This window comes from Streptomyces lydicamycinicus (assembly GCF_000829715.2).
In the GTDB taxonomy this organism is placed as follows: Bacteria; Actinomycetota; Actinomycetes; order Streptomycetales; family Streptomycetaceae; genus Streptomyces; species Streptomyces lydicamycinicus.
Window position 1 is genome coordinate 222,539 of the sequence record NZ_BBNO01000006.1, and the last position, 23,620, is coordinate 246,158.

General features: G+C 69.6%; 24 protein-coding genes. 4 read left to right on the forward strand and 20 right to left on the reverse strand.

The features are described 5' to 3' along the window. Positions 1–131 precede the first annotated feature (131 nt). Both TU31_RS21420 and TU31_RS21425 read left to right on the forward strand, forming a co-directional pair. A complete protein-coding gene (locus TU31_RS21420) occupies positions 132–1,085 on the forward strand; it encodes a hypothetical protein (RefSeq protein WP_052719009.1) in 954 nt (317 codons plus the stop codon). Next, on the forward strand, positions 1,082–1,567 hold the full coding sequence (locus tag TU31_RS21425) for an ABA4-like family protein (protein WP_042157117.1): 486 nt from the start codon (positions 1,082–1,084) through the stop codon (positions 1,565–1,567). Before TU31_RS21420 ends, TU31_RS21425 begins: the two co-directional genes overlap by 4 nt. On the opposite strand, the gene TU31_RS21430 is transcribed toward TU31_RS21425, so the two are convergent. From TU31_RS21430 to TU31_RS21485, 12 genes are all read right to left on the reverse strand, one after another. Then, a complete protein-coding gene (locus tag TU31_RS21430; protein ID WP_042157119.1) occupies positions 1,564–1,929 on the reverse strand; it encodes a VOC family protein in 366 nt (121 codons plus the stop codon). The genes TU31_RS21425 and TU31_RS21430 overlap by 4 nt on opposite strands. Before the next feature lie 120 nt (positions 1,930–2,049). Continuing rightward, positions 2,050–4,866: a DEAD/DEAH box helicase gene (locus TU31_RS21435; protein WP_042157121.1), complete on the reverse strand. Its 2,817-nt coding sequence runs from the start codon at positions 4,864–4,866 to the stop codon at positions 2,050–2,052. Positions 4,867–5,533: 667 nt separating this feature from the next. Continuing rightward, positions 5,534–6,493: a twin-arginine translocase subunit TatC gene (gene tatC / locus TU31_RS21440; RefSeq protein ID WP_042157123.1), complete on the reverse strand. Its 960-nt coding sequence runs from the start codon at positions 6,491–6,493 to the stop codon at positions 5,534–5,536. Positions 6,494–6,556: 63 nt separating this feature from the next. Then, positions 6,557–6,859 (reverse strand): Sec-independent protein translocase subunit TatA, encoded by a 303-nt coding sequence (tatA, locus tag TU31_RS21445; RefSeq protein ID WP_042157124.1) that lies wholly within the window; start codon positions 6,857–6,859, stop codon positions 6,557–6,559. Positions 6,860–7,085: 226 nt separating this feature from the next. Beyond that, positions 7,086–7,289 carry a hypothetical protein gene (locus tag TU31_RS21450; protein WP_042157126.1) on the reverse strand — a complete coding sequence of 68 codons (204 nt, stop codon included), beginning with the start codon at positions 7,287–7,289 and terminating at the stop codon, positions 7,086–7,088. Between the two features lie 16 nt (positions 7,290–7,305). Then, complete coding sequence (locus tag TU31_RS21455; protein ID WP_042157128.1) at positions 7,306–7,560, reverse strand: hypothetical protein; 255 nt, start codon at positions 7,558–7,560, stop codon at positions 7,306–7,308. Positions 7,561–7,615: 55 nt separating this feature from the next. After that, on the reverse strand, positions 7,616–8,566 hold the full coding sequence (locus TU31_RS21460; protein WP_042157131.1) for a helix-turn-helix transcriptional regulator: 951 nt from the start codon (positions 8,564–8,566) through the stop codon (positions 7,616–7,618). Between the two features lie 16 nt (positions 8,567–8,582). Further along, positions 8,583–9,551 carry a helix-turn-helix transcriptional regulator gene (locus TU31_RS21465; protein ID WP_042157132.1) on the reverse strand — a complete coding sequence of 323 codons (969 nt, stop codon included), beginning with the start codon at positions 9,549–9,551 and terminating at the stop codon, positions 8,583–8,585. 145 nt (positions 9,552–9,696) lie between these two features. Continuing rightward, positions 9,697–10,071 carry an FKBP-type peptidyl-prolyl cis-trans isomerase gene (locus tag TU31_RS21470; RefSeq protein ID WP_042157134.1) on the reverse strand — a complete coding sequence of 125 codons (375 nt, stop codon included), beginning with the start codon at positions 10,069–10,071 and terminating at the stop codon, positions 9,697–9,699. A gap of 57 nt (positions 10,072–10,128) precedes the next feature. Further along, positions 10,129–11,037, reverse strand: a complete 909-nt coding sequence (locus TU31_RS21475; protein WP_063770815.1) for an FKBP-type peptidyl-prolyl cis-trans isomerase — start codon at positions 11,035–11,037, stop codon at positions 10,129–10,131. 230 nt (positions 11,038–11,267) lie between these two features. Then, on the reverse strand, positions 11,268–12,629 hold the full coding sequence (gene pafA / locus TU31_RS21480; protein ID WP_042157138.1) for a Pup--protein ligase: 1,362 nt from the start codon (positions 12,627–12,629) through the stop codon (positions 11,268–11,270). 9 nt (positions 12,630–12,638) lie between these two features. Next, positions 12,639–13,898, reverse strand: coding sequence for an MFS transporter (locus TU31_RS21485; RefSeq protein WP_042157140.1), 1,260 nt, complete (start codon positions 13,896–13,898; stop codon positions 12,639–12,641). Positions 13,899–14,019: 121 nt separating this feature from the next. On the opposite strand from TU31_RS21485, the gene TU31_RS21490 reads away from it, so the two are divergent. Next, positions 14,020–15,126 (forward strand): LacI family DNA-binding transcriptional regulator, encoded by a 1,107-nt coding sequence (locus TU31_RS21490; protein WP_042157142.1) that lies wholly within the window; start codon positions 14,020–14,022, stop codon positions 15,124–15,126. A 42-nt stretch (positions 15,127–15,168) separates the two neighbouring features. Here TU31_RS21490 and prcA read toward each other — a convergent pair whose 3' ends face one another. The 6 genes from prcA to arc form a co-directional block, all read right to left on the reverse strand. Then, a complete protein-coding gene (prcA, locus tag TU31_RS21495) occupies positions 15,169–16,005 on the reverse strand; it encodes a proteasome subunit alpha (RefSeq protein WP_042157144.1) in 837 nt (278 codons plus the stop codon). 91 nt (positions 16,006–16,096) lie between these two features. After that, entirely contained in the window at positions 16,097–16,942 is an 846-nt protein-coding gene (prcB, locus tag TU31_RS21500; RefSeq protein WP_042157146.1) for a proteasome subunit beta, read from the reverse strand. Continuing rightward, positions 16,894–17,151, reverse strand: a complete 258-nt coding sequence (locus TU31_RS37000) for an endonuclease domain-containing protein (RefSeq protein WP_042157148.1) — start codon at positions 17,149–17,151, stop codon at positions 16,894–16,896. Before TU31_RS37000 ends, prcB begins: the two co-directional genes overlap by 49 nt. 210 nt (positions 17,152–17,361) lie before the next feature. Beyond that, positions 17,362–17,580, reverse strand: coding sequence for a ubiquitin-like protein Pup (locus TU31_RS21510; RefSeq protein ID WP_042157149.1), 219 nt, complete (start codon positions 17,578–17,580; stop codon positions 17,362–17,364). A gap of 189 nt (positions 17,581–17,769) precedes the next feature. Beyond that, positions 17,770–19,281: a depupylase/deamidase Dop gene (gene dop, locus TU31_RS21515; protein ID WP_078885885.1), complete on the reverse strand. Its 1,512-nt coding sequence runs from the start codon at positions 19,279–19,281 to the stop codon at positions 17,770–17,772. Positions 19,282–19,557: 276 nt separating this feature from the next. Beyond that, the gene (gene arc, locus TU31_RS21520; protein ID WP_042157154.1) at positions 19,558–21,324 is read right to left on the reverse strand and encodes a proteasome ATPase; all 1,767 of its coding nucleotides are present in this window, start codon (positions 21,322–21,324) and stop codon (positions 19,558–19,560) included. A 249-nt stretch (positions 21,325–21,573) separates the two neighbouring features. Here arc and TU31_RS21525 point away from each other — a divergent pair, with 249 nt between their 5' ends. After that, positions 21,574–21,867 (forward strand): ferredoxin, encoded by a 294-nt coding sequence (locus TU31_RS21525; RefSeq protein WP_042157156.1) that lies wholly within the window; start codon positions 21,574–21,576, stop codon positions 21,865–21,867. A gap of 45 nt (positions 21,868–21,912) precedes the next feature. Here the strand turns inward: TU31_RS21525 and TU31_RS21530 are convergent, their stop codons facing one another. Both TU31_RS21530 and TU31_RS21535 read right to left on the reverse strand, forming a co-directional pair. After that, complete coding sequence (locus tag TU31_RS21530) at positions 21,913–22,485, reverse strand: hypothetical protein (RefSeq protein WP_078885886.1); 573 nt, start codon at positions 22,483–22,485, stop codon at positions 21,913–21,915. A gap of 202 nt (positions 22,486–22,687) precedes the next feature. Further along, positions 22,688–23,614 carry a tRNA (adenine-N1)-methyltransferase gene (locus tag TU31_RS21535; protein WP_042157160.1) on the reverse strand — a complete coding sequence of 309 codons (927 nt, stop codon included), beginning with the start codon at positions 23,612–23,614 and terminating at the stop codon, positions 22,688–22,690. Between the last annotated feature and the right edge of the window lie 6 nt (positions 23,615–23,620).

Consider the following 23,620-nt stretch of genomic DNA (forward strand, 5'->3'; position numbering starts at 1 on the left):
CCCGCACCCGGCCTTGCCATTCCGCCCCCCATCATAGATAGTCCAGCTATCAGATAGCAGAAAGCGCCACTATCTACTCACGGGGGATCCGTATGTCCAGATACCGCTCACTGCTCGCCTTCTCCTGGGCGATGGCCGGGCTCGCCGTCGTCGCGGCGGCCGGCCTGCTCGTCGACGACCGGGTCCTGGTCGGCGCGCCCATCTGGCTCAAGCCCTTCAAGTTCGCGGTCTCCTTCGCCGTCTACGGGCTGACGCTGGCCTGGATGCTGTCCCGCCACGCACCACCGAGCCGGACCGGGCGGTGGGCCGCACACACCGTCGTGGTGACCGGAACCATCGAGATGGCGATCATCACCGGCCAGACCATCCGCGGCCGGCGCAGCCACTTCAACATCGAAACCCCGCTGGACCAGGGCCTGTTCATCACCATGGGCCTCACCATCGCGGTCCTGTGGGTGGCCACCCTCGTCATCGCGGTCCTGCTCTTCCGCGCCCGCCTGGGTGACCGCGCCGCGACCTGGGCGATCCGGCTCGGACTGCTGCTCGCCCTGGCCGGATTGCTGCTCGGCGGCCTGATGGCAATGCCCACACCGGAGCAGCAGGCCGCGGGCGCGCTGCGCACCCTCGTCGGCGCGCACGGCGTCGGCGTCCCCGACGGCGGCCCGGCCATGCCGCTGACCGGCTGGAATACCACCGGCGGCGATCTGCGTATCCCGCACTTCCTCGGCATGCACGCCCTCCAGGGGCTGCCCCTCTTCCTCTACGCGATCGAGGCCCTGACCGGCCGCTGCCCCCGGCTGCGGGACGAGCGGATACGCCTCCGCCTGGTGCTGGTCGCGGCCGGCTGGACCACCGCGCTGCTGGCACTGGTGACCTGGCAGGCCCTGCGCGGCCAGGCCCTGATCCACCCGGACGGCGCGACACTCGGCGCCCTCGCGGCCCTCACGGCGGCCACGGCGGCCGGCACCTTCGCCGCGCTACGACGCCCCGGCAGCGGGACCGGCCCCGGAACCCCGTCCTCGCCCGCAGCCACGCCAGGTGGCGTCCCCCAACCACACACGCCCGGACAGGAGTTGCCGGCATGACCACCCCCACCCTCTTCGACCTGGCCTTCACCCTCGCGGCGCCGTTCTGGGCACTGCTGATCCTGGCCCCCGGGTGGCGCTGGACCGACCGGATCGCCGCCTCCCCGCTGCCGATGGTGCCGGTCCTCGCGGTCTATCTCGCCCTGGCCGTCCCGGTGTTCCCGCAGTTGTGGGCCGCCATCAGCCGCCCCGATCTGGCGGGGTTCCAGGAGCTGCTGCGCCTCGGCGGCGGAGCGGGCGCGATCTGGGCGCAGGTGATCGCCTGGGACCTCTTCCTGGGGCAGTGGATGTACCGCGAGGCCCGGGAGCTCAGCATCCATCCACTGGTGATGGGGCCACTGCTCCTGCTCACCGTGCTGCTCTCCCCCCTCGGCGTCCTCCTCTTCCTCCCCCTCCGCGCGGCCGCCCGCCGCCGCCTCCGCCGCCCCGACCCCACACCGCCGTGGCACCCGGCCCCGACCGCTGCGGGACAGCGCCCCTAGGGCGTATGACAGACCGCTTCGACGTTGTTGCCGTCGAGGTCACGGACGAAGGCCCCGTAGTACGACTCGTGGTACTGAGGCCACAGCCGTGGTGTGTGCAGGGACTCGGCACCGGCCTCGACGGCAGCGGCATGGAAGGCGTCGACGGCCGCCCGGTCGGGCGCCGCAAAGGCGAGGTGCACCTCACGGGCGGGCCTGTCGTCGGTCGCTGGGACGAGCCAGAGCGTGTGCCCGCTGGTGCCGAAGCTGATGAACTCGCCGAACTCCTTGGTCCGTTGGGCCCCGAGCGGGGCGAGGGCACGGTCATAAAAAGCCGCGCTGGCAGGAACGTCCGCCACCTGAATCGCAATGTGATCAATCATGCCCCCAGCGTTCCACCGGAGCGGGAAATCGGCGCGGGATTTTCCGGCACCCACAGCGGTCGGCGCCGCGCCCCCTCCGAACGGGGCGCGGCGCCGCCGCAACTGCCAGGCCCGTCGTGCTCAGCCCACCGACGAGTACGCCACCACGCCGCGCAGGACTCCGTCCATGGCCTTACGGGCCGTGCGGGCGACCGTGCCGCCGGGCGGGGCCGCGGCCGCGATCTGGCCGAGGACGTCGATCAGCTGCTTGCACCAGCGGACGAAGTCACCGGCGGGCATCTCGGCCTCGCGGAGCACGTCGTCGAGGCCGAAGCCGGAGGCCCAGCGGTAGGCGGCCCAGGCGAAGCCGAGGTCCGGCTCCCGCTGGCCGACGCCTTCCGCCTGGTTGATCTTGTGATCCTCCTCCAGGGCGTCCAGCCGGCCCCAGATGCGGACCATCTCGCCCAGGGCGTCCCTGGCCTTGCCGGCCGGCAGCTTGGGCGCCACCGCGTCATCCGCCTGCCGCGCCTCATACACGAGCGCCGAGGCGCAGGCCGCCAGCTCCGCGGGGCCCAGCCCCTCCCAGACGCCCTCACGCAGACACTCGCTCGCCAGCAGATCCAGCTCACCGTAGAGCCGGGCGAGCCGGCGGCCCTCGTCGGTGACGGTGTCGCCTTCGAGGTAGTCCATCTCGGTCAGCAGGGCGCAGATCCGGTCGAAGGTACGGGCGATGGTGTTCGTCCGGCCCTCGATCCGGCGCTCCAACTGGCGGGTGTCGCGCAGCAGTCGGTGATAGCGCTCCGCCCAGCGCGCGTGGTCCTCCCGCTCGGCGCAGCCGTGGCAGGGGTGCGCCCGGATCTCCGTACGCAGCCGGGCGATCTCACGGTCATCGGCCGCCTCCGCACGGGGCTTACGGTGCCGCGACGGCGCGACATGGCCGGCCTTCGTCCGCAGTGCGGAGGCCAGATCGCGGCGCGACTGCGGACTGCGGGCGTTGAACGACCTGGGGATCCGCATCCGGTCCAGCGCCTTGACCGGCACCGGAAAGTCGATCGAGGCCAGCCGCTTGACCTGCCGCTCGGCGGTCAGCACCAGCGGCCGCGGGCCGTCCTGCGCGTCGAAACCGCGGTGGCCGTTCGTCCGCCCCGAGGGCATCCCGGGGTCGAGGACCAGCGCGAGGCCCGCGTACTTGCCGGTCGGCACATGGATGACATCGCCGGGCTTCAGCTTCTCCAGGGCCGCCGCGGCCGCCACCCGCCGCTGCGCCGCGCCCTGCTTGGCCAGCTCCGTCTCCCGGTCCTTCAACTGCCGCCGCAGCCGGGAGTATTCCTCGAAGTCACCGAGGTGGCAGGTCATCGAGCCGCGGTAACCCTCCAGCCCCTCCTCGTTCTTCTGCACCTGCCGCGAGATCCCGACCACCGACTTGTCGGCCTGGAACTGCGCGAAGGACATCTCCAGCAGCTCCCGCGAACGGTGCCTGCCGAACTGCGAGACGAGGTTGACCGCCATGTTGTACGACGGCTTGAACGAGGACCGCAGCGGATAGGTACGCGTCCCGGCGAGCCCGGCCAGCGCACCCGGGTCCATCCCCCGCTGCCACAGCACCACCGCGTGGCCCTCGATGTCGATACCGCGGCGCCCGGCCCGCCCGGTCAGCTGGGTGTACTCGCCGGGGGTGATGTCGGCGTGCTGCTCACCGTTCCACTTCACCAGCTTTTCCAACACCACGGAGCGCGCGGGCATGTTGATGCCCAGCGCCAGCGTCTCGGTGGCGAAGACGGCCTTGACCAGGCCCTTCACGAACAGCTCCTCGACGACCTCCTTGAAGGTCGGCAGCATGCCGGCATGGTGCGCGGCGATGCCCCGCTCCAGGCCCTCCAACCACTCGAAGTAGCCCAGCACATGAAGGTCGTCATCCGGAATACCGGCCGTCCGCGCCTCCACTATGCGACGGACCTGCTCGCGGCCCTCCTGGTCATTGAGCCGCAGGCCCGAAGCCAGGCACTGCTGGACGGCCGCCTCGCAGCCGGCCCGGCTGAAGATGAAGGTGATCGCGGGCAGCAGGCCCTCGTTGTCGAGACGGTCGATGACCTCGGGCCGGCTCGGCGTCCAGATACGGGCGCGCTGCCGCCGCTCACGCTCCCGGTCCGCCTCCCGCATATTGCGGCCCCGGCGCTTGTCCCGTCCGAACGTCGGCCGGCTGTTCTCCATCCGGGCCAGCCGCTCCAGATCGGGATTGACCTCGCGGCGGCCGCCGCTCTGCCCGTCCCGCTCCTCGAACAGGTCGTATATCCGGCGCCCCGCGAGGACGTGCTGCCACAGCGGCACCGGCCGGTGCTCAGAGACGATCACGGCGGTGTCGCCACGCACCGTGTCCAGCCAGTCGCCGAACTCCTCGGCGTTGGAGACCGTCGCCGACAGTGACACCAGCGTCACCGACTCGGGAAGATGGATGATCACCTCTTCCCAGACGGCGCCACGGAAGCGGTCGGAGAGGTAGTGCACCTCGTCCATGACCACATAGCCGAGGCCGACCAGCGACTGCGAACCGGCATAGAGCATGTTCCGCAGCACCTCGGTGGTCATCACGACCACCGGAGCCTCGGAGTTGACGCTGTTGTCGCCGGTCAGCAGACCGACCTTCTCGGCACCGTAACGCCTGACCAGATCCTGGTACTTCTGGTTGGACAGCGCCTTGATGGGCGTGGTGTAGAAGCATTTTCGGCCCTGCTCCAGGGCCAGATGGACGGCGAATTCGCCGACGATCGTCTTGCCGGATCCAGTAGGAGCCGCGACCAGCACTCCCTGGCCGGCCTCCAAAGCCTGACACGCCTCGATCTGGAACGGATCCAGCCCGAAGTCGTACATTTCACGGAAAGGGGCGAGTGCGGTGGCCTGCTCGGCCGCCCGGAGCTTGGCGGCGGCATAGCGCTCAGCAGGGGACATGTCCTCGGTCATCGTGCTTACGAGCCTACCGGCCGCCTCTGACAACGACCCGATCTTTATGCCGCGCTTTTGCCGTGGGCTGGGCGCCGGGCGCCTACGCGTTGTGGGTGGCGGGTCGGAGGGGACGCCCGGTACCCCGTCCTCGGCGCGGGCGGCCCTGGTCCCAGAAGTTGGGAGCCCCGGCGTTCGCTCCGGTCCTGCGGGCGGGGCACCGGACATCCCCTCCGACCACCGTCCGTGCGCGGCCCTCCCGCCGTACCGATGACCGTTACGGCGGCCGTGCAGCGGCACCCCTTGGCAGGCATCTGGCCGAGCTGTCCGCCGCAGCTTGGGCGCGGGCCGAGGTGGTCTGTGACGGACGGTGCCACCGTCCGGCAGCCGGCAACGCTGGACGGTCGGAGGGGATGTACCGGGGCCCGCCCGCAGGACCGGAGCAAACACCGGGGCAATCAATCCCACGCACCCGCGTCGCCCGCGCCGAGGACGGGCCCCGGTGCGTCCCCTCCGACACCCGCGGCAACCACGCACCCCGCAACGACGCCAACCACAACGCGGCCGCACCAAACAACGCACGGCGCCCCCTTAGGGGCGCGGGGAACTGCGCGCCCAGCCACAAAACACCCGCAGCCAAACGACGGACCGATCACCCCCGACGCCGACTACGCCAAGCCACAACCCATCACGTGAAGTCGTCGTACCCGCCACGGCGCCCCGCACCGTTCTCGCCCGCCTCACCACTCGCCTGCTCCGGCAGCATCCGCCGGGAGGCAACCGGCTCGATCTCCCCGACCTCGTCGGGCGTCAGATCGAGCTCCGAGGCCTCGTCATCGCTCAGCCCCGCGTCCGGGTTGCCGAGCTTGCGGCGACGGTCGTTGAAGAGGCAGATGCCGACGGCGCCGAAGTACAGCACCACGATCGGCGCGGCCAGCAGCCCCATGGTCAGCGGATCACCGGTCGGCGTGGCGAGGGCCGCGAACACCGTGATGCCCAGCACCATGAACCGCCACCAGCTCAGGATCCGGCTGCCGGTGAGCACCCCGCCGAAGTTGAGCAGCACCAGGAGCAGCGGCAGCTCGAAGGCGAGGCCGAAGACCAGAACCATCCGCGTGACGATGTCGAAGAACTCGTCAGCGGGGAAGAAGTTGGCCCAGTCGCTGGGGGTCAGGCCGACCAGCGCGCCCGCGGTGGTCGGCAGGACCGCGTAGGCGAGGTACGCGCCGCCCAGGAAGAGCGGGGCACCGGCACCGACGAAGCCGAGGGCGTACTTCTTCTCGTGCCGGTGGAGACCCGGCGCGAGGAAAGCCCAGAGCTGGTAGAGCCACACCGGGGTGGCGATGACGACACCGGTGGTGAGGGACACCTTGAGCATGATCGTGAACGGTGCGAGCAGACCGTTCGCCACGACCTGGGCACAGGGGTGGGTGCGCGGGCCGGAGGGTTCCTTGGAGCAGCCGACCGATTCGATGACCGGGCCCGTGACGAAGTGGGCGATCGCGTCGTACTGCCACATCGCGATGACGGTGATCACCATGATCGCCAGCACCGATTTCAGCAGCCGGTTACGCAGCTCACGCAGATGCGCCGCGAGCGGCATCCGCCCCTCGGGGTCCTTCTCCTGCTTGCGGGCAGACTTGAGCAACCCACTTCCTCGTCTCGTACATCAGCCGCCGCCGACCGGGCCGGGGCGACTGGATCGGATCGGTCAGCTCTGGTTGGTGCGGTTCGGCTCGGCCACGGGGCGCGAGCTGCTCACATCACCGGGAGCCGCCTGAATCGTACGAGGAGCCTGCTGAGCAGCATCGGCGGAAGCCTCGGAGGAGGTGCCGGAGGTGGCGCCACCGTCCGCGTCGCCGCCCTCCTTCTTCATCGCCTTGGCCTCGCTCTTGAGGATGCGAGCGGACTTGCCGAGCGAACGCGCCATGTCCGGAAGCTTCTTCGCACCGAACAGCAGCACAATGACGACGAGGATCAGAATGATCTCGGGGGCCCTCAAGTTGCTCAACATCTGCGACTACCTTCTCGCCGGGGCGGCGTCTGCTGTGGTGCCTGCCGAATGGGGTCGGACTGGCGTCCTGGTGCTGGCTCGCTCGATCGTAACGTTCGGTGGTGAACGCCGGGCAATGCCCGTGCATCTTCCGAATTGCCTCGACTGTCGCGCGCCGTGAACCGCAGAGGAAAGCCTACCCTTCTGCTCTCCGGCGGAGCAGGGCGCGCATCCGGACCGCGACATCTCAGTCGCGGCCCGCCTCGTGCATCCGGGAGGCGAGCGGCACCGCCGCCCGTTCCAGGTCTTCGCTGGCCCGCTGGATCCGCTCCGAGGTGGCCCCGACCTGGCGGGCCAGCCGTCGCACTTCGACGAAGACGCGGACGGCGAGGATGCCGAGCACGGCGAGCCCGGCGAAGCCGAGGGCGATTGCGATCATGGGCCAGAGCATGGGACGAGCCTAACGGTCAGCCCGTGTGCAGCCGCAGCGTGCGGACCCCGCCGCCGGTGAGCAGCTCGATGATCCGCTCGCCGGCCGGTTTGCGCACCGCGCGGCGGCAGTCGGGGCAGGTGAAGGAGTAGAAGGTGGTGCGGCGGCTGGCGCCGATCGCCAGCCGGAACGCGTCCGAGGCCAGTTCGAAGCGGCCCCGGCAGTCCGGGCAGGCTGCCTTGTAGAGCACCGGAGCGGGCCGGCCCGGCAAGGTGGTGGTCACCATCGTCATCCTTCGCTGCCTCGTCCTTCGCCCCGGGCCGCACGGCGCGCCCGGCCCGCCGCGCTCACTCGCCGTACGCCGCGAGGGCCTGCTCGGCGGCCTGCCGCGCGCTGTCGGCGAGGGCCTGCGGCGCCACGATCCGGCCGTCCCGGCCCAGCCGCAGGGCCAGCCGCCGCAGGGAGGCCGGGTCGGGGGTGCGCAGGGTGATGCGCAGGCCGCCGTCGGGCAGTTCCTCGGCGCTGTCGTGCGGGTAGTACTCGGCGACCCAGCGGCCGCCGGGCCCGACCTCGACGGAGACCTCGGGGTCCTCGGCCGCGGGCTGCACCAGGCCCTCCGACAGGTCACGCAGCTCGACCGGGGGAGGGTCGGCGGGGGCGTCCAGCAGCTTGATCTCGGCGACCCGGTCGAGCCGGAAGGTGCGCCGGGCCTCCGAGAGCCGGCACCAGGCTTCCACGTACGTGTGGCCGACGGCGAAGAGCCGGATCGGGTCCACCTCGCGCTCGGTCAGCTCGTCGCGTGCCGGGGAGTAGTAGCGCAGCCACAGCCGCCGCCGCTCGGCGATGGCGCGGTCGACGTCGGCGAACACCCCGCCCTCGGATTCGAAGGTCACCGAGAGCCGGGAGCTGGCGCCGGCCGCCTCACCGGCCGCCGCCTCCAGCTTGGCGGTGGCCCGCAGCAGCGCCTGCCGGTCGCCCTCGCGGAGTCCGGGCAGGGTGGCCACCGCGCGGGCCGCGACCAGCAGGGCGGTGGCCTCGTCGGCGGCCAGCCGCAGCGGCTCGGCGACATCGTCGGGGTTGTGCCACCAGATACGGTCGCCGTCGGTGTCGATGTCCAGGAGGTCGCCGCCGCGGAAGCTGGTGCCGCACATCGGCAGGACGTCGAGGTCGGCGATCAGCTCGTCCTCGGTGATGCCGAAGGCGCGGGCGACGTCCCCGACGCGGGCGCCGGGGCGCTCACGCAGGTAGGTCACCAGGGACAGCATCCGGCGGGTCTGGTCGATGGCGTTCGTCGCCATGGGTCTCGTATCCCTCTCAGCCCTTGGCCACGGCACGCAGCCGGTCGATGACATCGGCGCGCAGTTCCGCGGGTTCCAGGACGACCACGTCGGGGCCGAACTCCACGAGCCAGGCGTCGAGTCCGTGCCCGTTGGGGATCTCCAGCTCGTCCCAGCCGTCGCCCAGCTCGCGGACGGTGAGCGCACGGGCGCGCAGCGGGTACCCGTGCTCGGCCCGCAGCCTGATCCGGGCGGTGCCGGTGGCGGTCTCGCCGGCCCAGCTCTCGACGGTCTCGCGGACGGTGACGTGATCGGGCACCGGCGCGGTGAACGCCCCTTGCCGGGAACGGACCTTGCCGGTGATCCGGGAGAGCCGGAAGACCCGCTCGGCCTGCCGCTCGCGGTCCCAGCCGGCGACGTACCAATGGCCCCGCCAGCATTCGAGGATCCAGGGTTCGACCTGCCGCTGCTCGGGGTGGGCGGCATTCGACTTGCGGTAGTCGAAGACGACCGGGCGGCGGTCGCGGCAGGCCAGCATCAGCGGCTCGAAGGCGGCCTCATGGGCAGGGATGCGGGGTTCCAGCGCGCTGTGCGGCTGTCCGGCGTCGTAGTCGGCACCGTCCCCGGCCAGCGGCATTCCGGCGGCGCGCAGCTTCTGGAGCGCGCCGCTGGCGGCGCCCGCCAGCCGGGCCTGCTGCCAGATCTTGGCGGCGAGCCCCAGGGCGGCGGCTTCCTCGGCGTCCAGGGTGATCGGGGGCAGGCGGTTGCTGTCGCGGCGGGCGAGATAGCCGATGTCGCCCTCGATGCCCTCGACGGTCTCGATGACCAGGCCCAGCTCGCGCAGATCGTCCTTGTCCCGCTCGAACATGCGGTTGAACGAGTCGTCGCTGTTCGCCTCGATATAGGCCTCGATGGACGACCGCAGTTCACGTTTGGTCAGCGGGCGTCGCGTCCCCAGCAGGCACAGCGCCAGATTCATCAGCCGCTCGGCCTTGGCAATGGCCATCGACGCCCTTTCTCGTTTGAACTTCCGATCGTTGACCGTACCGCTCGCGGTGGCCAGGGCAAAAGCCGGACGAGGGCCCGTGCCATCGCGGCACGGGCCCTCGGTCACGTCAGCAGCGGTCGCGCGGGGCGACCGGCACCTGGTCTCAGACGGACACCAGGTCGCAGACGAAGATCAGCGTCTCGCCGGGGGCGATCCGGCCGCCGCCGGCGCCACGGTCGCCGTACGCGAGGTGCGCGGGGATGGTCAGCCGGCGGCGGCCGCCGACCTTCATGCCCTGCACGCCCTGGTCCCAGCCGGCGATGACCTGGCCGGCGCCCAGCTGGAACTGGAGCGGCTTGCCGCGGTTCCAGCTGGCGTCGAACTCCTCGCCGGTGCTGAAGGACACGCCGACGTAGTGGACGGAGACGGTGTCCCCGGCCTTGGCGACCGGCCCGTCGCCCTCCCTCAGGTCCACGATCTCGAGCTCGGTGGGAGCCGGGCCCTCAGGAAAGTCGATCTCGGGCTTGTCGATGCTCACGGATGTGCTCCTACTTACGAATCTTTACGATTACGGCGCCAGTCTCGCAGATCAGCGTCAGTTCACGCTGAGGACATCCACCGAGAACACCACGTCGGAACCGATGGACTTCTGCTGGTCAGCGGTCAGCTTGCTCTTCGGCACCACGACCAGCACCCGGCTGCCGGCCTTCTTGCCCTTGAGCCCTTCCTTCCAGCCCGGCAGCTGTGCGACCGGCACGTCCTGCGCCCCGGGCTGCCCCGGCGCCCAGGTGTCGGCGACCACCTTGCCGTCCTTCCAGGTGACCGCCGTGTAGTGGGCCCGCACGGTGCTCTTCGCATCGACCGTCGCGCCCTTGCCCTTGATGATCGTCGCGCTCTCGACGTCCTTCGGCGCGTCCTGGCCCTTGGGGAGGGTGATCTTCGGCGCCTTGCCGTCGATGTTGGTGCCGACCTTGGGGAGATCGCTGTTGTCCTGCGCGACCGGCTTGCCGTCGATCTTGCTCGGCATGATCTTCTTGAGGTCGACGACGAAGACCAGCGTGGAGTTGGCCGGGATGTTCTGCTGGGCCTGCGCGCCGTAGCCCTTGTCCGGCGGGATGACCAACTCGACTCGGCTGCCGAGCTTCTGGCCCACCAAGCCCTCGTCCCAGCCCTTGATGACCTTGCCGCTGCCGATCTCGAAGGTCGCCGGCGCGCCGCGGTCCCAGCTGTTGTCGAAGGCCTTGCCCTCCCAGGTCTGGCCGAGGTAGTTGGCGTTGAGGGCCTCGCCCTTCTTCACCGCCGGCCCGTCGCCCTTTTTGAGGACCTTGACCTGAAGCTTCTTGGGCGGGGCGCCCTCACCCTTGTCGACCTTGGGCTTGGCATCCGCCTGCCCACTCACCTTCGGCGCTGAGCCGCCCTCGGATGAGTCGTCATTGCCGCAGGCCGCTGCGGAAACGAGGAGCAGGGGCACGGCGATCAGGGCTGCGATTCGGCGTCGGCGCACGTATATCCCTCAAAACGGGCTGCGATCAATGAATGGACGGAGCCACTCTAGCCACGCCACGGGAAAGTGGCGGGGCCGTGTCACACGGACCCCGCCACTTTCCCATCCGGTCAGCACTCTCACCGGCACCACACGCTCGGAACGCCGTCACTCGACCGGGTCGGATCCGCACTCTGAGTTACCCACGGAATCCTCTCCGATACCGGCAGCGGCATACGACCCGCAGCTGGTCACATTCCTGCGATCAGCTTCTCCACCCGGTCGTCCACCGAGCGGAACGGGTCCTTGCACAGCACCGTGCGCTGCGCCTGGTCATTGAGCTTGAGGTGCACCCAGTCGACCGTGAAATCGCGGCGCTGCTCCTGCGCCCGGCGAATGAAGTCGCCACGCAGCCTGGCACGGGTGGTCTGCGGCGGCACCGACTTGCCCTCGAAGATCTTCAAGTCATTGCAGATCCGCGCCGCTTGGCCCTTCCGCTCCAGGAGGTAATAGAGCCCCCGCCGACGGTGGATGTCGTGATACGCGAGGTCTATCTGCGCCACTCGGGGGTGCGACATGGTGATGTTGTTCTTCGTCCGGTACCGCTCGATGAGCTGATGTTTCATCACCCAGTCGATCTCGGTCGAGACACGGTCGAGGTCCTCGTCCCGGATCGCTTCGAGCGTACGGCCCCACAGCTCCAGGACCCGCTCGACGAGGCCGGTACGGATTCCGCGGCGGTCGCAGAAATCCACGGCCTTTTCGTAGTACTCCTGCTGGACCTCCAGCGCGGATGCCTCGCGCCCGCTGGCCAGCCGCACCTTGCGCTGCCCGGTGATGTCATGGCTGACCTCACGAATGGCCCGGATCGGGTTCTCCAGCGTCAGATCGCGCATGACCGTGCCCGCCTCGATCATGCGCAGCACGAGATCGGTGGCCCCGACCTTCAGCATCATGGTCGTCTCGGACATGTTGGAGTCACCGACGATGACATGGAGCCGGCGATAGCGCTCGGCGTCCGCATGCGGCTCATCGCGGGTATTGATGATCGGCCGGGAGCGGGTGGTCGCCGAGGAGACGCCCTCCCAGATGTGCTCCGCACGCTGGCTGACGCAGTAGACGGCGCCGCGCGGAGTCTGTAGCACCTTGCCCGCGCCGCACAGCAGCTGACGGGTGACGAGAAACGGAATGAGGATGTCCGCGAGCCGGGAGAACTCGCCGTGGCGGGCGACGAGATAATTCTCGTGGCAGCCGTAGGAGTTTCCCGCCGAATCGGTGTTGTTCTTGAAGAGATAGACGTCGCCCGCGATTCCCTCCTCATGCAGGCGGCGCTCGGCGTCGACGAGCAGGCCTTCGAGAATGCGCTCGCCGGCCTTGTCGTGGGTGACCAGCTCGGTCACGTTGTCGCACTCGGGAGTTGCGTATTCCGGGTGCGAACCCACGTCCAAGTACAGGCGGGCGCCGTTCCGCAGGAAGACATTGCTGCTGCGGCCCCATGACACGACACGGCGGAAGAGGTACCGCGCCACTTCGTCAGGCGACAGTCGGCGCTGTCCCCTGAACGTGCACGTGACGCCGTACTCGTTCTCCAGCCCGAAAATGCGGCGGTCCATGACTGAACATTACGCCTGACGGCCTGCTCTGAAACCGGGTTCGGCCGCACCGTTTCGATCATTTTCCGCCGTGGCGGTCCCGGCCGTCCCCCGTACGGGATCCCCGAGAAATCGCTTCGTCGACAAAAGCACGAGCATCGCGGCGATCCCGCCGGCCCCCGCCACCGCGAAGCCCGCGCCCGCGCCGCCGCTCTCCACCGCCGGGCCCACCACCGCGGATCCCACCGCCGCTCCGACGCCGAACGTCGTCACCAGCCAGGAAAACGCCTCCGTCACCGTGCCCTTGGGCGCGTGCCGGTCCACCACGACGAACGCACAGGCCAGCGCCGGCGCCAGGAACACACCGGCGACACCGGTCAGCACCGTCATCCCGACCACGTCCGGCACCAGCACCAGCGGCACATAGCCCACCGCCAGCAGACAGACCAGCAGCCGCAGCCGGCTCTCCGGCCGCCCCGGCCACTCCCGGGCGCCGTAGACGAGGCCGCCGGCCAGCGCGCCGACACCGAGCGCGGACAGCAGCGCGCTGGAGACCATTCCGCCGCCGTGCTCATCGGCGTACGCCACCGCCGCGACCGCGATCGCCCCCATGGCCAGCCCCACGAAGAGGAACGCCCCGATCAGCACCAGCATCCCGGCCGAGCGCAGCGCCCCCAGCCAGTGCGCCTCCCGGGGCCCGCTGCGCCACTGCCGGGAGGGCGCGGAGACGACGACGGAGAGCGCGCCGAGCACTCCGAGCAGATTGATCACCAGCAGTGCCGCCCCCTCCGACCAGGCCGCCACGCACAGCGTCACCAGCAAGGGCCCCACCGCGAACATGACTTCCTGGGCCACCGCATCCAGGGCGTAGGCGGCGTGCACCCGGTCCGCGCGCTTGAGGACCCCGGGCCACAGCGCCCGCAGACCGCCTTCCAGGGGCGGGGTGAAGAATCCGGCGATCACCATGGCGGCGTAGGCGAGCCACAGCACATCCAGGCCGACGGCCGCCAGCAGCACCATGCCGAGCGCGGAGAGCACCGAGGCGGGCAGCATCACCCGCGGCTGTCCGTGGAGGTCCACGGCCCGGCCGAGCAGCGGCTGACCCATGGCGTTACAGACGCCGTAGACGGCGGACAGCGCACCGGCCAGGGCGTAGCTGCCGCCCTCGGCGCGGACGAAGAGGACCACGGCCAGCGCCGCGGTGGCGTTCGGCAGCCTGCCGACCAGCGTCCCCGCCAGGAGCCGGGCCGCATGCCGGGTCCTGAGCAGCTCCGCGTATCCCGCGGCCATCCGCGCCCCTTTCCTGTCCGGCCGGACCGGACGTGTTACGTATAACCTTCGGCGTTATACGTACCATGACGCCAACCCGCGGTCCACTCGCGGTGGCCGAACGTGAGGAGCAAGACACCCGGTGAGCAGCAACGAGGCCGCACCGTCCCCCGGTGCGCACACGGCCGGCGCCGCGCGCCCCGGCGGCCCGGCAGCCGCCCGCGTCACCAGCCGGGACGTGGCCCGCGCCGCCGGGGTCTCCCAGGCCGCCGTCTCGCTCGTCCTGGGCGGCAAATGGCGCGGCCGGGTCTCCCCCGGCAAGGCGGAAGCCGTCCGCGCCGCCGCCCGCGAGCTGGGCTACCGGCCCAACCTCGCCGCCCGCAGCCTGCGGATGGGCCGCACCCGCACGGTGCTGCTGGTCGTCCCCGCCCTGACCACCGAGTTCTTCGCCCGCGTCTACACCGGCGCGGCCCGGGTCGCCGCCGAGCACGGCTTCGGCGTGGTCCTCTACCCCTCCCCCGAGGGCATCGGCCCCGCCCGCGACCCGTTCGACTCCGCCGCGGCCACCCTGGACGGGGTGATCGCCTCGTCCATGGCCGCCGAGGCGCTCACCGCGCTCCGGGACGCGGATCTGCCGCTGGTCATGCTGGACAGCGACCCCGCCGACGACCGGGCCGGCGCCACCGTCAACCTCGATATCGCCCACGGCGTACGACAGTTGACCGGCCATCTGACCGCCCTCGGCCACCGCCGCATCACCCACCTCGCGGCCGATGTCCGGTCCTGGACCTTCGAGGTGCGCGCCCGCGCCGTCGCCGAGAGCCTCCAGGGCGTCCCCGGCGCTCTGCTGCGCCGTCAGCCGGCCGCCCTCGGCGTGGACGCCGGGCTGCACGCCGCGCACGCCGCCCTCACCGGGCCCGGCCCCCGCCCCACGGCGCTCCTCTGCGACGACGACATCATCGCCGCTGGCGCCTGCAAGGCCGTCCGCCGCCTGGGCCTGCGCGTCCCCGAAGACGTCTCCGTCACCGGCTTCGACGACCTGGCCCTGGCCGTCGCCGTCGAACCCGAGCTGACGACCGTACGGCTGCCCGCCGAGGAGTTCGGCGAGGCCGGGATGCGGGCCCTGATGACGGTGCTCGACGGACGCCCGGCAAACGCCCCCACGCTGCCCGTGGAACTGGTCACCCGCGGCTCCACGGCCCCGCCCCAGGACGCCCCCGGACATGCCACACGCCCCGGCGGGCAGTGACCCACCGGGGCGCGTGAACCGGGCCTCGAAAGCGGTACCTCGTCAGAGCAGCGGGCCGGACTCCCCGTCGGAGTCGTCCTTGCCCTTGGCGCCCTTGCCGCCGGTTCCCTCGTCGGACGCCCCGGCCTCGCCGGCACCGGCGTCCGCGTCCGCCGCCGGCTCCTTGGCGCCCGCGGCTGCGTGCTCGTCCAGGAGCCGCGACAGCTGCCGCCCCAGGATCCGCTTGAACTTGCGCTGCTGCGGTCGCGTGCGGTCGAGCGTGGCGACCTCGAGCTGTTCGGCGGTCAGGGTGCGCTCACCGCCGTTGGTGTCCCGCGACAGCGACTCCACCGCCAGCTTCAGCGCCTCGGCCAGCGTCATGCCGTCGCGGTGCCGCTGGTCGAGATAGCTGCTGATCTGGTCGGCATTGCCACCGACGGCCACCGACCCGTGCTCGTCCACGATCGAGCCGTCGTGCGGCAGCCGGTAGATCTGGTCCTCCTCGGGCGCGCTGCCGACCTCGGCCACGATCAGCTCGACCTCGTACGGCTTCTCGGCGGCGCTGGAGAAGATCGTGCCGAGCGTCTGGGCGTAGACATTCGCCAGGCCCCGCGCGGTCACGTCCTCCCGGTCGTAGGTGTAACCCCGCAGATCGGCATAGCGCACACCGCCGATCCGCAGATTCTCGAACTCGTTGTATTTGCCGACGGCCGCGAAGGCGATCCGGTCATAGATCTCGCTGACCTTGTGCAGGGCGCGGGAGGGATTCTCGGCGACGAAGACCACGCCGTCGGTGTATTGCAGCACCACGACACTGCGGCCGCGCGCGATGCCCTTGCGGGCGTATTCGGCGCGATCGGCCATGGCCTGCTGGGGTGAGACATAGAACGGCGTCGACACCGGCTATCCGTCCCTTCCTGTCAAGAGCTCTCTCAGTGGCTGGGGGCACACCCAGCGGGAGCTGGGGGAGCATTGCGGAACATCCGTCCCGTCAGAGCAGCGCGGCGCGCGGACCGTCGGGCTGCTCCATGCGGCGCTCATGAATGGCACGGGCGACCTCCGCGACCTCGGATTCGGTCAGCTTCTTGAAGCCGTCCTCGGTGATCACCGTGACGATCGGGTAGATCCGCCGCGCCATGTCCGGTCCGCCGGTCGCCGAGTCGTCGTCCGCGGCGTCATAGAGCGCCTGGACGACGGCCGTGACCGTCTGATCCTCCGTGAAGTCCTCCTGGAAGAGCTTCTTCAGGGCGCTGCGCGCGAAGAGCGAGCCGGAACCCGTCGCCGCGAAACCATGCTCTTCCGAGCGCCCGCCGGTGACGTCGTACGAGAAGATACGGCCCTTCTCGCGGTCCAGGTCATAGCCGGCGAACAACGGCACCACGGCCAGGCCCTGCATGGCCATCCCGAGATTGCTGCGAATCATCGTCGACAGACGATTCGCCTTGCCCTCCAGGGAGAGTTGGGCACCTTCGACCTTCTCGAAGTGCTCCAGTTCCAGCTGGAAGAGCTTGACCATTTCCACCGCGAGGCCTGCCGTGCCCGCGATGCCGACCGCCGAATACTCGTCGGCCGGGAAAACCTTCTCGATGTCACGCTGCGCGATGACATTGCCCATGGTCGCCCGCCGGTCACCGGCGAGCACCACGCCCCCGGGGAACGCCGCGGCGACGATCGTCGTGCCGTGCGGCGCCTCGATGGCACCCTGTACCGGCGGCAGCGGGCGATTGCCCGGCAGCAGATCGGGCGAGTGCGCGCCGAGGAAATCCATGAACGACGAGGATCCAGGCGTCAGGAAGGCAGCTGGTAGACGCCCGGTGCTTCGAGTATTGGCTTCCACACGTTTCCTTCCGGATATGCGATGGCCCTGCGCATGGCGACGGGGTCATCCCTCAACTTGCCGAGTGCCGAGTTGCAGTTGATGCACCGTACGCCTCGGACCTTACCCGTATCGGGGGTGTGATCCACATGCCCGGGGCCCGGCTCGGGACGGATCGGGCGGAGACCGGGCGCTCCGTGATCATCGCGCCCGCCCGGCGGCGCCCGCACCCGCCGGGGCCGGCGGACCGGCTTTCGGTGTTCGGCATTCCCACCGCTGCGGCGGGCACGTGCCGTGGTGCGTTCCCGGGCGTACGAGGTGCCGCGGTCCTGGCGGCCGTCGCATCTCCCCGGCTGTCGCCCGAAGGCTGCGCGCGGTCATTCCCTTCCGCACCGCGCGCAACGCTTCGGCCCCCCTGCATCGAACGTCTCCGGTCCGCTCTACTCCCCGCCCTTTTGCACGAAGCTCCGAACGAAGTCCTCGGCGTTCTCTTCGAGCACATCGTCGATTTCGTCCAGGACGGAATCCACGTCGTCCGACAATTTTTCCTGGCGTTCCTTGAGGTCTTCCGAAGCCTCCGCGTCCTGCGTCTGCTCCTCGACCTCTTCGGTGGAACGCGTGGCCTTGGCCTGTCCGCCGCCGCTGTCCTTGGTCGCCATGTCCCTCACCCCGCTCGGTTCGCCCCGCTCGATGTGACCTTCAAGATCCGACCCTACAAGCAGGGTCCGACATCGGCCCTGCACTTGTTGCAACGCCCGGGAGTCACCTCGATGATTCCCGCCCCGCGACGATTTCAGCCGTGGATCGGCCGCGGATCGCCACGAAATTTGTCGTGCACCTGCCGCGGCTCAGCGACCGGAGAGCGTCCTGACCAGCTCCTCTGCGGTACGGCAGCGGTCAAGGAGCTCCTTGACGTGCTTACGGGTCCCCCGCAGCGGCTCCAGTGTGGGAACCCGTTGCAGGGAGTCACGACCGGGCAGATCGAAAATGACCGAATCCCAGGAGGCCGCCGCGACATCGTCCGCGTACTGCTCCAGGCAGCGGCCGCGGAAGTACGCCCTGGTGTCCTCCGGGGGCTTCTGCTCCGCCCGGGTGACGTCCGGCTCGTCCAGGAGCCGCTTCATCTTGCCGCGGGCCGCCAGACGGTTGTACAGGCCCTTGTCGGGGCGCACGTCGGCGTACTGGAGGTCGATGAGGTGCAGCCGCGCCGCGTCCCAGTCCAGGCCGTCCCGGCGCCGGTAGCCCTCCATGAGCTCACGCTTGGCGACCCAGTCCAGCTCGCCGGACAGGCTCATCGGATCGTTCTCCAGCCGGCCGAGCACGTCCTCCCACCTGGTCAGGACGTCCTTGGTCTGGTCGTCCGCATCCGCTCCGTAACGGTCCTCGATGTATTTGCGGGCCAGCTCGAAGTACTCCATCTGGAGCTGGACGGCGGTGAGCGTGCGGCCGCTGCGGAGCGTGATCAGATGTTGCAGGGTGGGGTCGTGGGAGACCTGGTGGAGGGTGCGGACGGGCTGGTCGACGGCCAGATCGACGGCGATGAACCCGTCCTCGATCATGGAGAGCACCAGCGAGGTGGTGCCCAGCTTCAGATAGGTCGAGATCTCGGAGAGGTTGGCGTCGCCGATGATCACGTGGAGCCGGCGGTATTTCTCCGCGTCCGCGTGCGGTTCGTCGCGGGTATTGATGATCGGCCGCTTGAGCGTCGTCTCCAGGCCGACCTCCACCTCGAAGTAGTCGGCGCGCTGGCTGAGCTGGAAGCCGTGCTCGTGGCCGTCCTGGCCGATACCGACCCGGCCGGCGCCGGTGACCACCTGGCGGGAGACGAAGAACGGCGTCAGGTGCCGCACGATGTCCGAGAACGGGGTCTCCCGTTTCATCAGATAGTTCTCGTGCGTGCCGTAGGAGGCGCCCTTGTTGTCGGTGTTGTTCTTGTAGAGGTGGATGGGCTGGGCGCCGGGGACCTGGGCGGCCCGATCGGCGGCCTCGGCCATGATCCGCTCGCCGGCCTTGTCCCACAGGACGGCGTCGCGCGGATTGGTGACCTCGGGGGCGCTGTATTCGGGGTGGGCGTGGTCGACGTAGAGCCTGGCGCCATTCGTGAGAATCACATTGGCCAGGCCGATGTCCTCGTCCGTGAGCTGGCTGGCGTCGGCGTTTTCCCGTGCGAGGTCGAAGCCGCGGGCGTCCCGCAGCGGGTTCTCCTCCTCGAAATCCCAGCGGGCACGGCGTGCCCGGTGCATCGCGGCCGCGTAGGCGTTGACGACCTGGGACGAGGTGAGCATGGCATTGGCGTTCGGGTGGCCGGGGACGGAGATCCCGTACTCCGTCTCGATTCCCATTACTCGCCGTACAGTCATGCGGCCCTCCTAGCCCGGCGGCGCCCCCGGATGGGGTCGGCGCTCAAGTACCGCTGTGCTTCCGGTCCGTGTGCGTGCCCCACGCCCGCACAGCGTGACGCAGCGGTACCGATGAGCCTAGAACGCCTTAGCGGCGCTGGGGAGATCATTACAGTCATTGCTCCAGTCCGGTTTTCCCTGGTTCACCGCGCCCTTATAGGGAGCGGTTCTGGCGCCCCCGGAAAAGCGTCCGGCTGCGGACGCCCCGTGCAGGACATCCGCAGCCGGAGAGCGGTGTTACAGGTATTGGCCGGTATTCGCCACCGTATCGATGGAGCGACCGGTGTCTGCGCCCTGCTTTCCGGTCACCAGCGTACGGATGTATACGATCCGCTCGCCCTTCTTTCCGGAGATCCGGGCCCAGTCGTCCGGGTTGGTGGTGTTGGGCAGGTCCTCGTTCTCCTTGAACTCATCCACGCATGCCTGGAGGAGGTGGGAAACCCGAAGCCCCTTCTGATTGTGTTCGAGGAAGGCCTTGATGGCCATCTTCTTCGCACGTCCTACGATGTTTTCGATCATCGCACCGGAGTTGAAGTCCTTGAAGTAAAGGACTTCCTTGTCACCATTGGCGTAGGTGACCTCCAGGAAGCGATTTTCCTCGGATTCCGCATACATCTGCTCGACGACCGACTGGATCATTCCGCTCACTGCGGCCTTCCGCGAGTCGCCGTGTTCGGCGAGATCGTCGGAGTGCAGCGGCAGCCTTTCCGTGAGGTACTTCGAGAAGATGTCCTTGGCGGCCTCCGCGTCCGGGCGCTCGATCTTGATCTTCACGTCGAGACGGCCGGGGCGCAGGATCGCCGGGTCGATCATGTCCTCGCGGTTCGAGGCGCCGATCACGATCACGTTTTCGAGGCCCTCGACACCGTCGATCTCGGAGAGCAGCTGCGGGACGATGGTGTTCTCCACGTCCGAGCTGACGCCGGAGCCACGGGTGCGGAAGAGGGAGTCCATCTCGTCGAAGAAGACGATGACGGGGGTGCCCTCGCTCGCCTTTTCCCTGGCGCGCTGGAAGACCAGCCGGATGTGCCGCTCCGTCTCACCGACGTACTTGTTGAGCAGCTCGGGGCCCTTGATGTTGAGGAAGAAGCTCTTCCCCGCGGGCTGCCCGGTCACCTCGGCGACCTTCTTGGCAAGGGAGTTGGCGACCGCCTTGGCGATGAGCGTCTTGCCGCAGCCGGGTGGGCCGTAGAGCAAGACACCCTTGGGCGGGCGGAGTTCGTGCTCCTTGAAGAGGTCGGGGTAGAGGTACGGAAGCTCGACCGCGTCCCGGATCAGTTCGATCTGGCCGCCCAGACCGCCGATCTTGGTGTAGTCGATGTCCGGGACCTCTTCGAGGACGAGTTCCTCGACCTCGCTCTTCGGGATGACCTCGTAGACGTAGCCGGAGCGGGGCTCGAGGAGCAGGGCGTCGCCGGGGCGGATGGTGATGTCCAGCAGCGGCTCGGCGAGCCTCACCACCCGCTCCTCGTCGGTGTGCCCGATCACCAGGGCGCGCTCGCCGTCCTCAAGGATCTCCTTGAGGGTGACGATGTCGCCGGCGCTCTCGAACTCCATGGCCTCGACCACGTTGAGCGCTTCATTGAGCATGACCTCTTGGCCGCGCCTGAGGTCCTCGGTCTCCACACTGGGGCTGACATTCACCCGGAGCTTTCTGCCGCCGGTGAAAATGTCGACCGTGCCGTCATCGTTCGTCTGAAGGAAGACCCCGAAGCCGGCCGGCGGCTGCGCGAGCCGGTCCACTTCCTCCTTCAGGGCGACGATCTGGTCGCGGGCCTCGCGGAGAGTATTGGCGAGACGCTCGTTCTGCGCCGAGACGCCGGCCAGGTTGGTCTGCAGCTCGACGATCCGCTCTTCGAGAATCCTCGTGTGACGCGGAGAGTCGGCGAGCTTGCGTCGCAGGACGGCGATCTCCTGCTCAAGATAGGCAACCTGGCCGGCGGGATCTTCAGACCCTCGCCCCGGCCGGATGCCGCGGTTGATGTCGTCGTCGTGGGCTGCCACGGTCCTCACCTCCTCCAAGGAGCTGGACGCTTCCTGACCCTACCTGGGCCGGTGCAGGTTGAAACCCCTAGATCGAAAAGACTGTCGGGGCGTGTCCGATCTTCACCCTTGCGCACGTCCTCACGCCAAGGGAATACCCACCCAACAACATCGGAAAGCGAGCGGTTGTATCGTCGACTTGGTCAACACCCGTCAGGGCTGGCGCCACTTAGACAAAAACGGTTCACGTACGCAGGAACGGCAGGCGAGATGACCGCGCAGGACGAAGCCCCAGAGCTGGAAGTATGGATCGACCAGGATCTGTGCACCGGGGACGGCATCTGTGCGCAGTACGCGCCGGAGGTCTTCGAGCTCGACATCGACGGTCTGGCCTACGTCAAGAGCACCGATGACGAGCTGCTCCAGGACAAGGGGGCCACAACGCCCGTCCCGCTGAAGCTGCTCGATGACGTGCGAGATTCCGCGAAGGAGTGCCCCGGGGACTGCATCCACGTCCGCCGCGTCAAGGACCTGGTCGAGGTCTACGGCCCGGACGCGGAGTAGCCCCGCCGGAGCGGAACGCTCCCGGCGCGCACACCGTGTGACCGGTCAGATGCGCCGGGTGCTCACGGCGGCGGGGAGTTCGCTCTGGACGAACTTCCCGCCCTTCCATTGCCACTTGACGCTCTTGCGCACGTCCGGGCAGCAGCGCGGGACGTCGCGTGTGGAGTAGCCCAGGACCGCCGCCGAGATCGCGCCATCCTTGACGGCGAGGGTTTGGACGCTGCGCTGCTGCGCGGGCGCGAGGAGTGTCGCCACGACCCGCGGGGCGGCCCGGCGCCCGGCCGGCTGCGCGAGGACGTAGACGCCGCTGGGCGGGGAGCCCATCCCGCTGTGGCAGCGGACCACCGCGACGGTCTCGGTCGTGCCGTCGCCGTCGAGGTCTCCGGAGGCCTTTTTCACCACGTCGAGGCGGTTGGGGCCGCAGTCGACCGGGAAGCTCACCTTGCTCGGGTCAGGGGCCGCGGCGGGGTGCCGGCCGGTGGCGGCGGGGGTGGTCGTGGCTGTGGCGTCGGAGGGCTGGACGAAGGACGCGGCCGCGACGACCGCCGAGATGGCGGTGGCGGTGGCGAGCCAGTGCATGGGGCGCGGCTGGGTGTGCAAGAGGTCCTGGCCTGCCATGGGCTGCACGCGGGCTAACTCCTGTGAAGTGCTGTGGCGGTGGGAGTGCCCAGCATCGTTCCACAGGAGGGGGCGGCAAGGAACCAGCAGGGCCGGAGTTTTCCGTGCAGATCCGGGGTGGAAACGGAGCGGCGCCGCCGGCGGATTCCCGTGCGGGAACTCGTCGGCGGCGCCTGGTGGTTCGGTGGCCGGTTCCGGCCGGTCAGCCGCGGTCGGTGGAGCCGCCGCCGGATGCCGCCGCCGCGTCCTTGCCGGGGCCCGTGTAGTCCTCGCCGTACGCGCCCTTGGCGGGGCGGCGGCGGCGCAGCGGGGGCTCGACGCCGTCGGCGAGGCGGCGGGCGGTCAGCAGGAAGCCGGTGTGGCCGATCATGCGGTGGTCCGGGCGGACGGCGAGGCCCTCGACGTGCCAGGTGCGGACCATGGTTTCCCAGGCCGACGGCTCGTTGAAGGTGCCGTGCTCGCGGATCGCCTCGACGGTGCGGGCCATCTGCGTCGTCGTCGCGACGTAGGCGCAGAGGATGCCACCGGGAACCAGGGCCTTGGAGACGGCCTCCAGGCACTCCCAGGGGGCGAGCATGTCGAGGATGACGCGGTCGACGTCGGTGTCGGAGAGGTTGTCCTGGAGGTCACCGACGGTGAGCGTCCACGCGGGGTGCGGACCGCCGAAGTAGCGCTCCACGTTCTGCGTGGCGATCTCGGCGAAGTCGGCGCGGCGCTCGTAGGAGTGCAGCATGCCGTCGTCGCCGATGGCGCGCAGCAGGAAGCTGCTGAGCGATCCGGAGCCCACACCTGCCTCGACGACGCGGGCGCCGGGGAAGATGTCGGCCATCGCCAGGATCTGCCCCGCGTCCTTGGGGTAGACCACGGCGGCACCGCGGGGCATGGACAGGACGTAGTCGGGGAGCAGCGGGCGCAGCGCGAGGTAGGCGACGTTCCCGGTGGTACGGACAACGCTGCCCTCGGGAGCACCGATCAGCTCGTCGTGGGGGAAGGCTCCCTTGTGGGTGTGGAAGCTTTTTCCCTCTTCGAGCGTGAAGGTGTAGTGGCGTCCCTTGGGGTCGGTGAGCTGGACCTGGTCCCCGACCTTGAAGGGCCCGCGACGGCGGGCGGCACCGGTCGGTTCGGACATGTGACC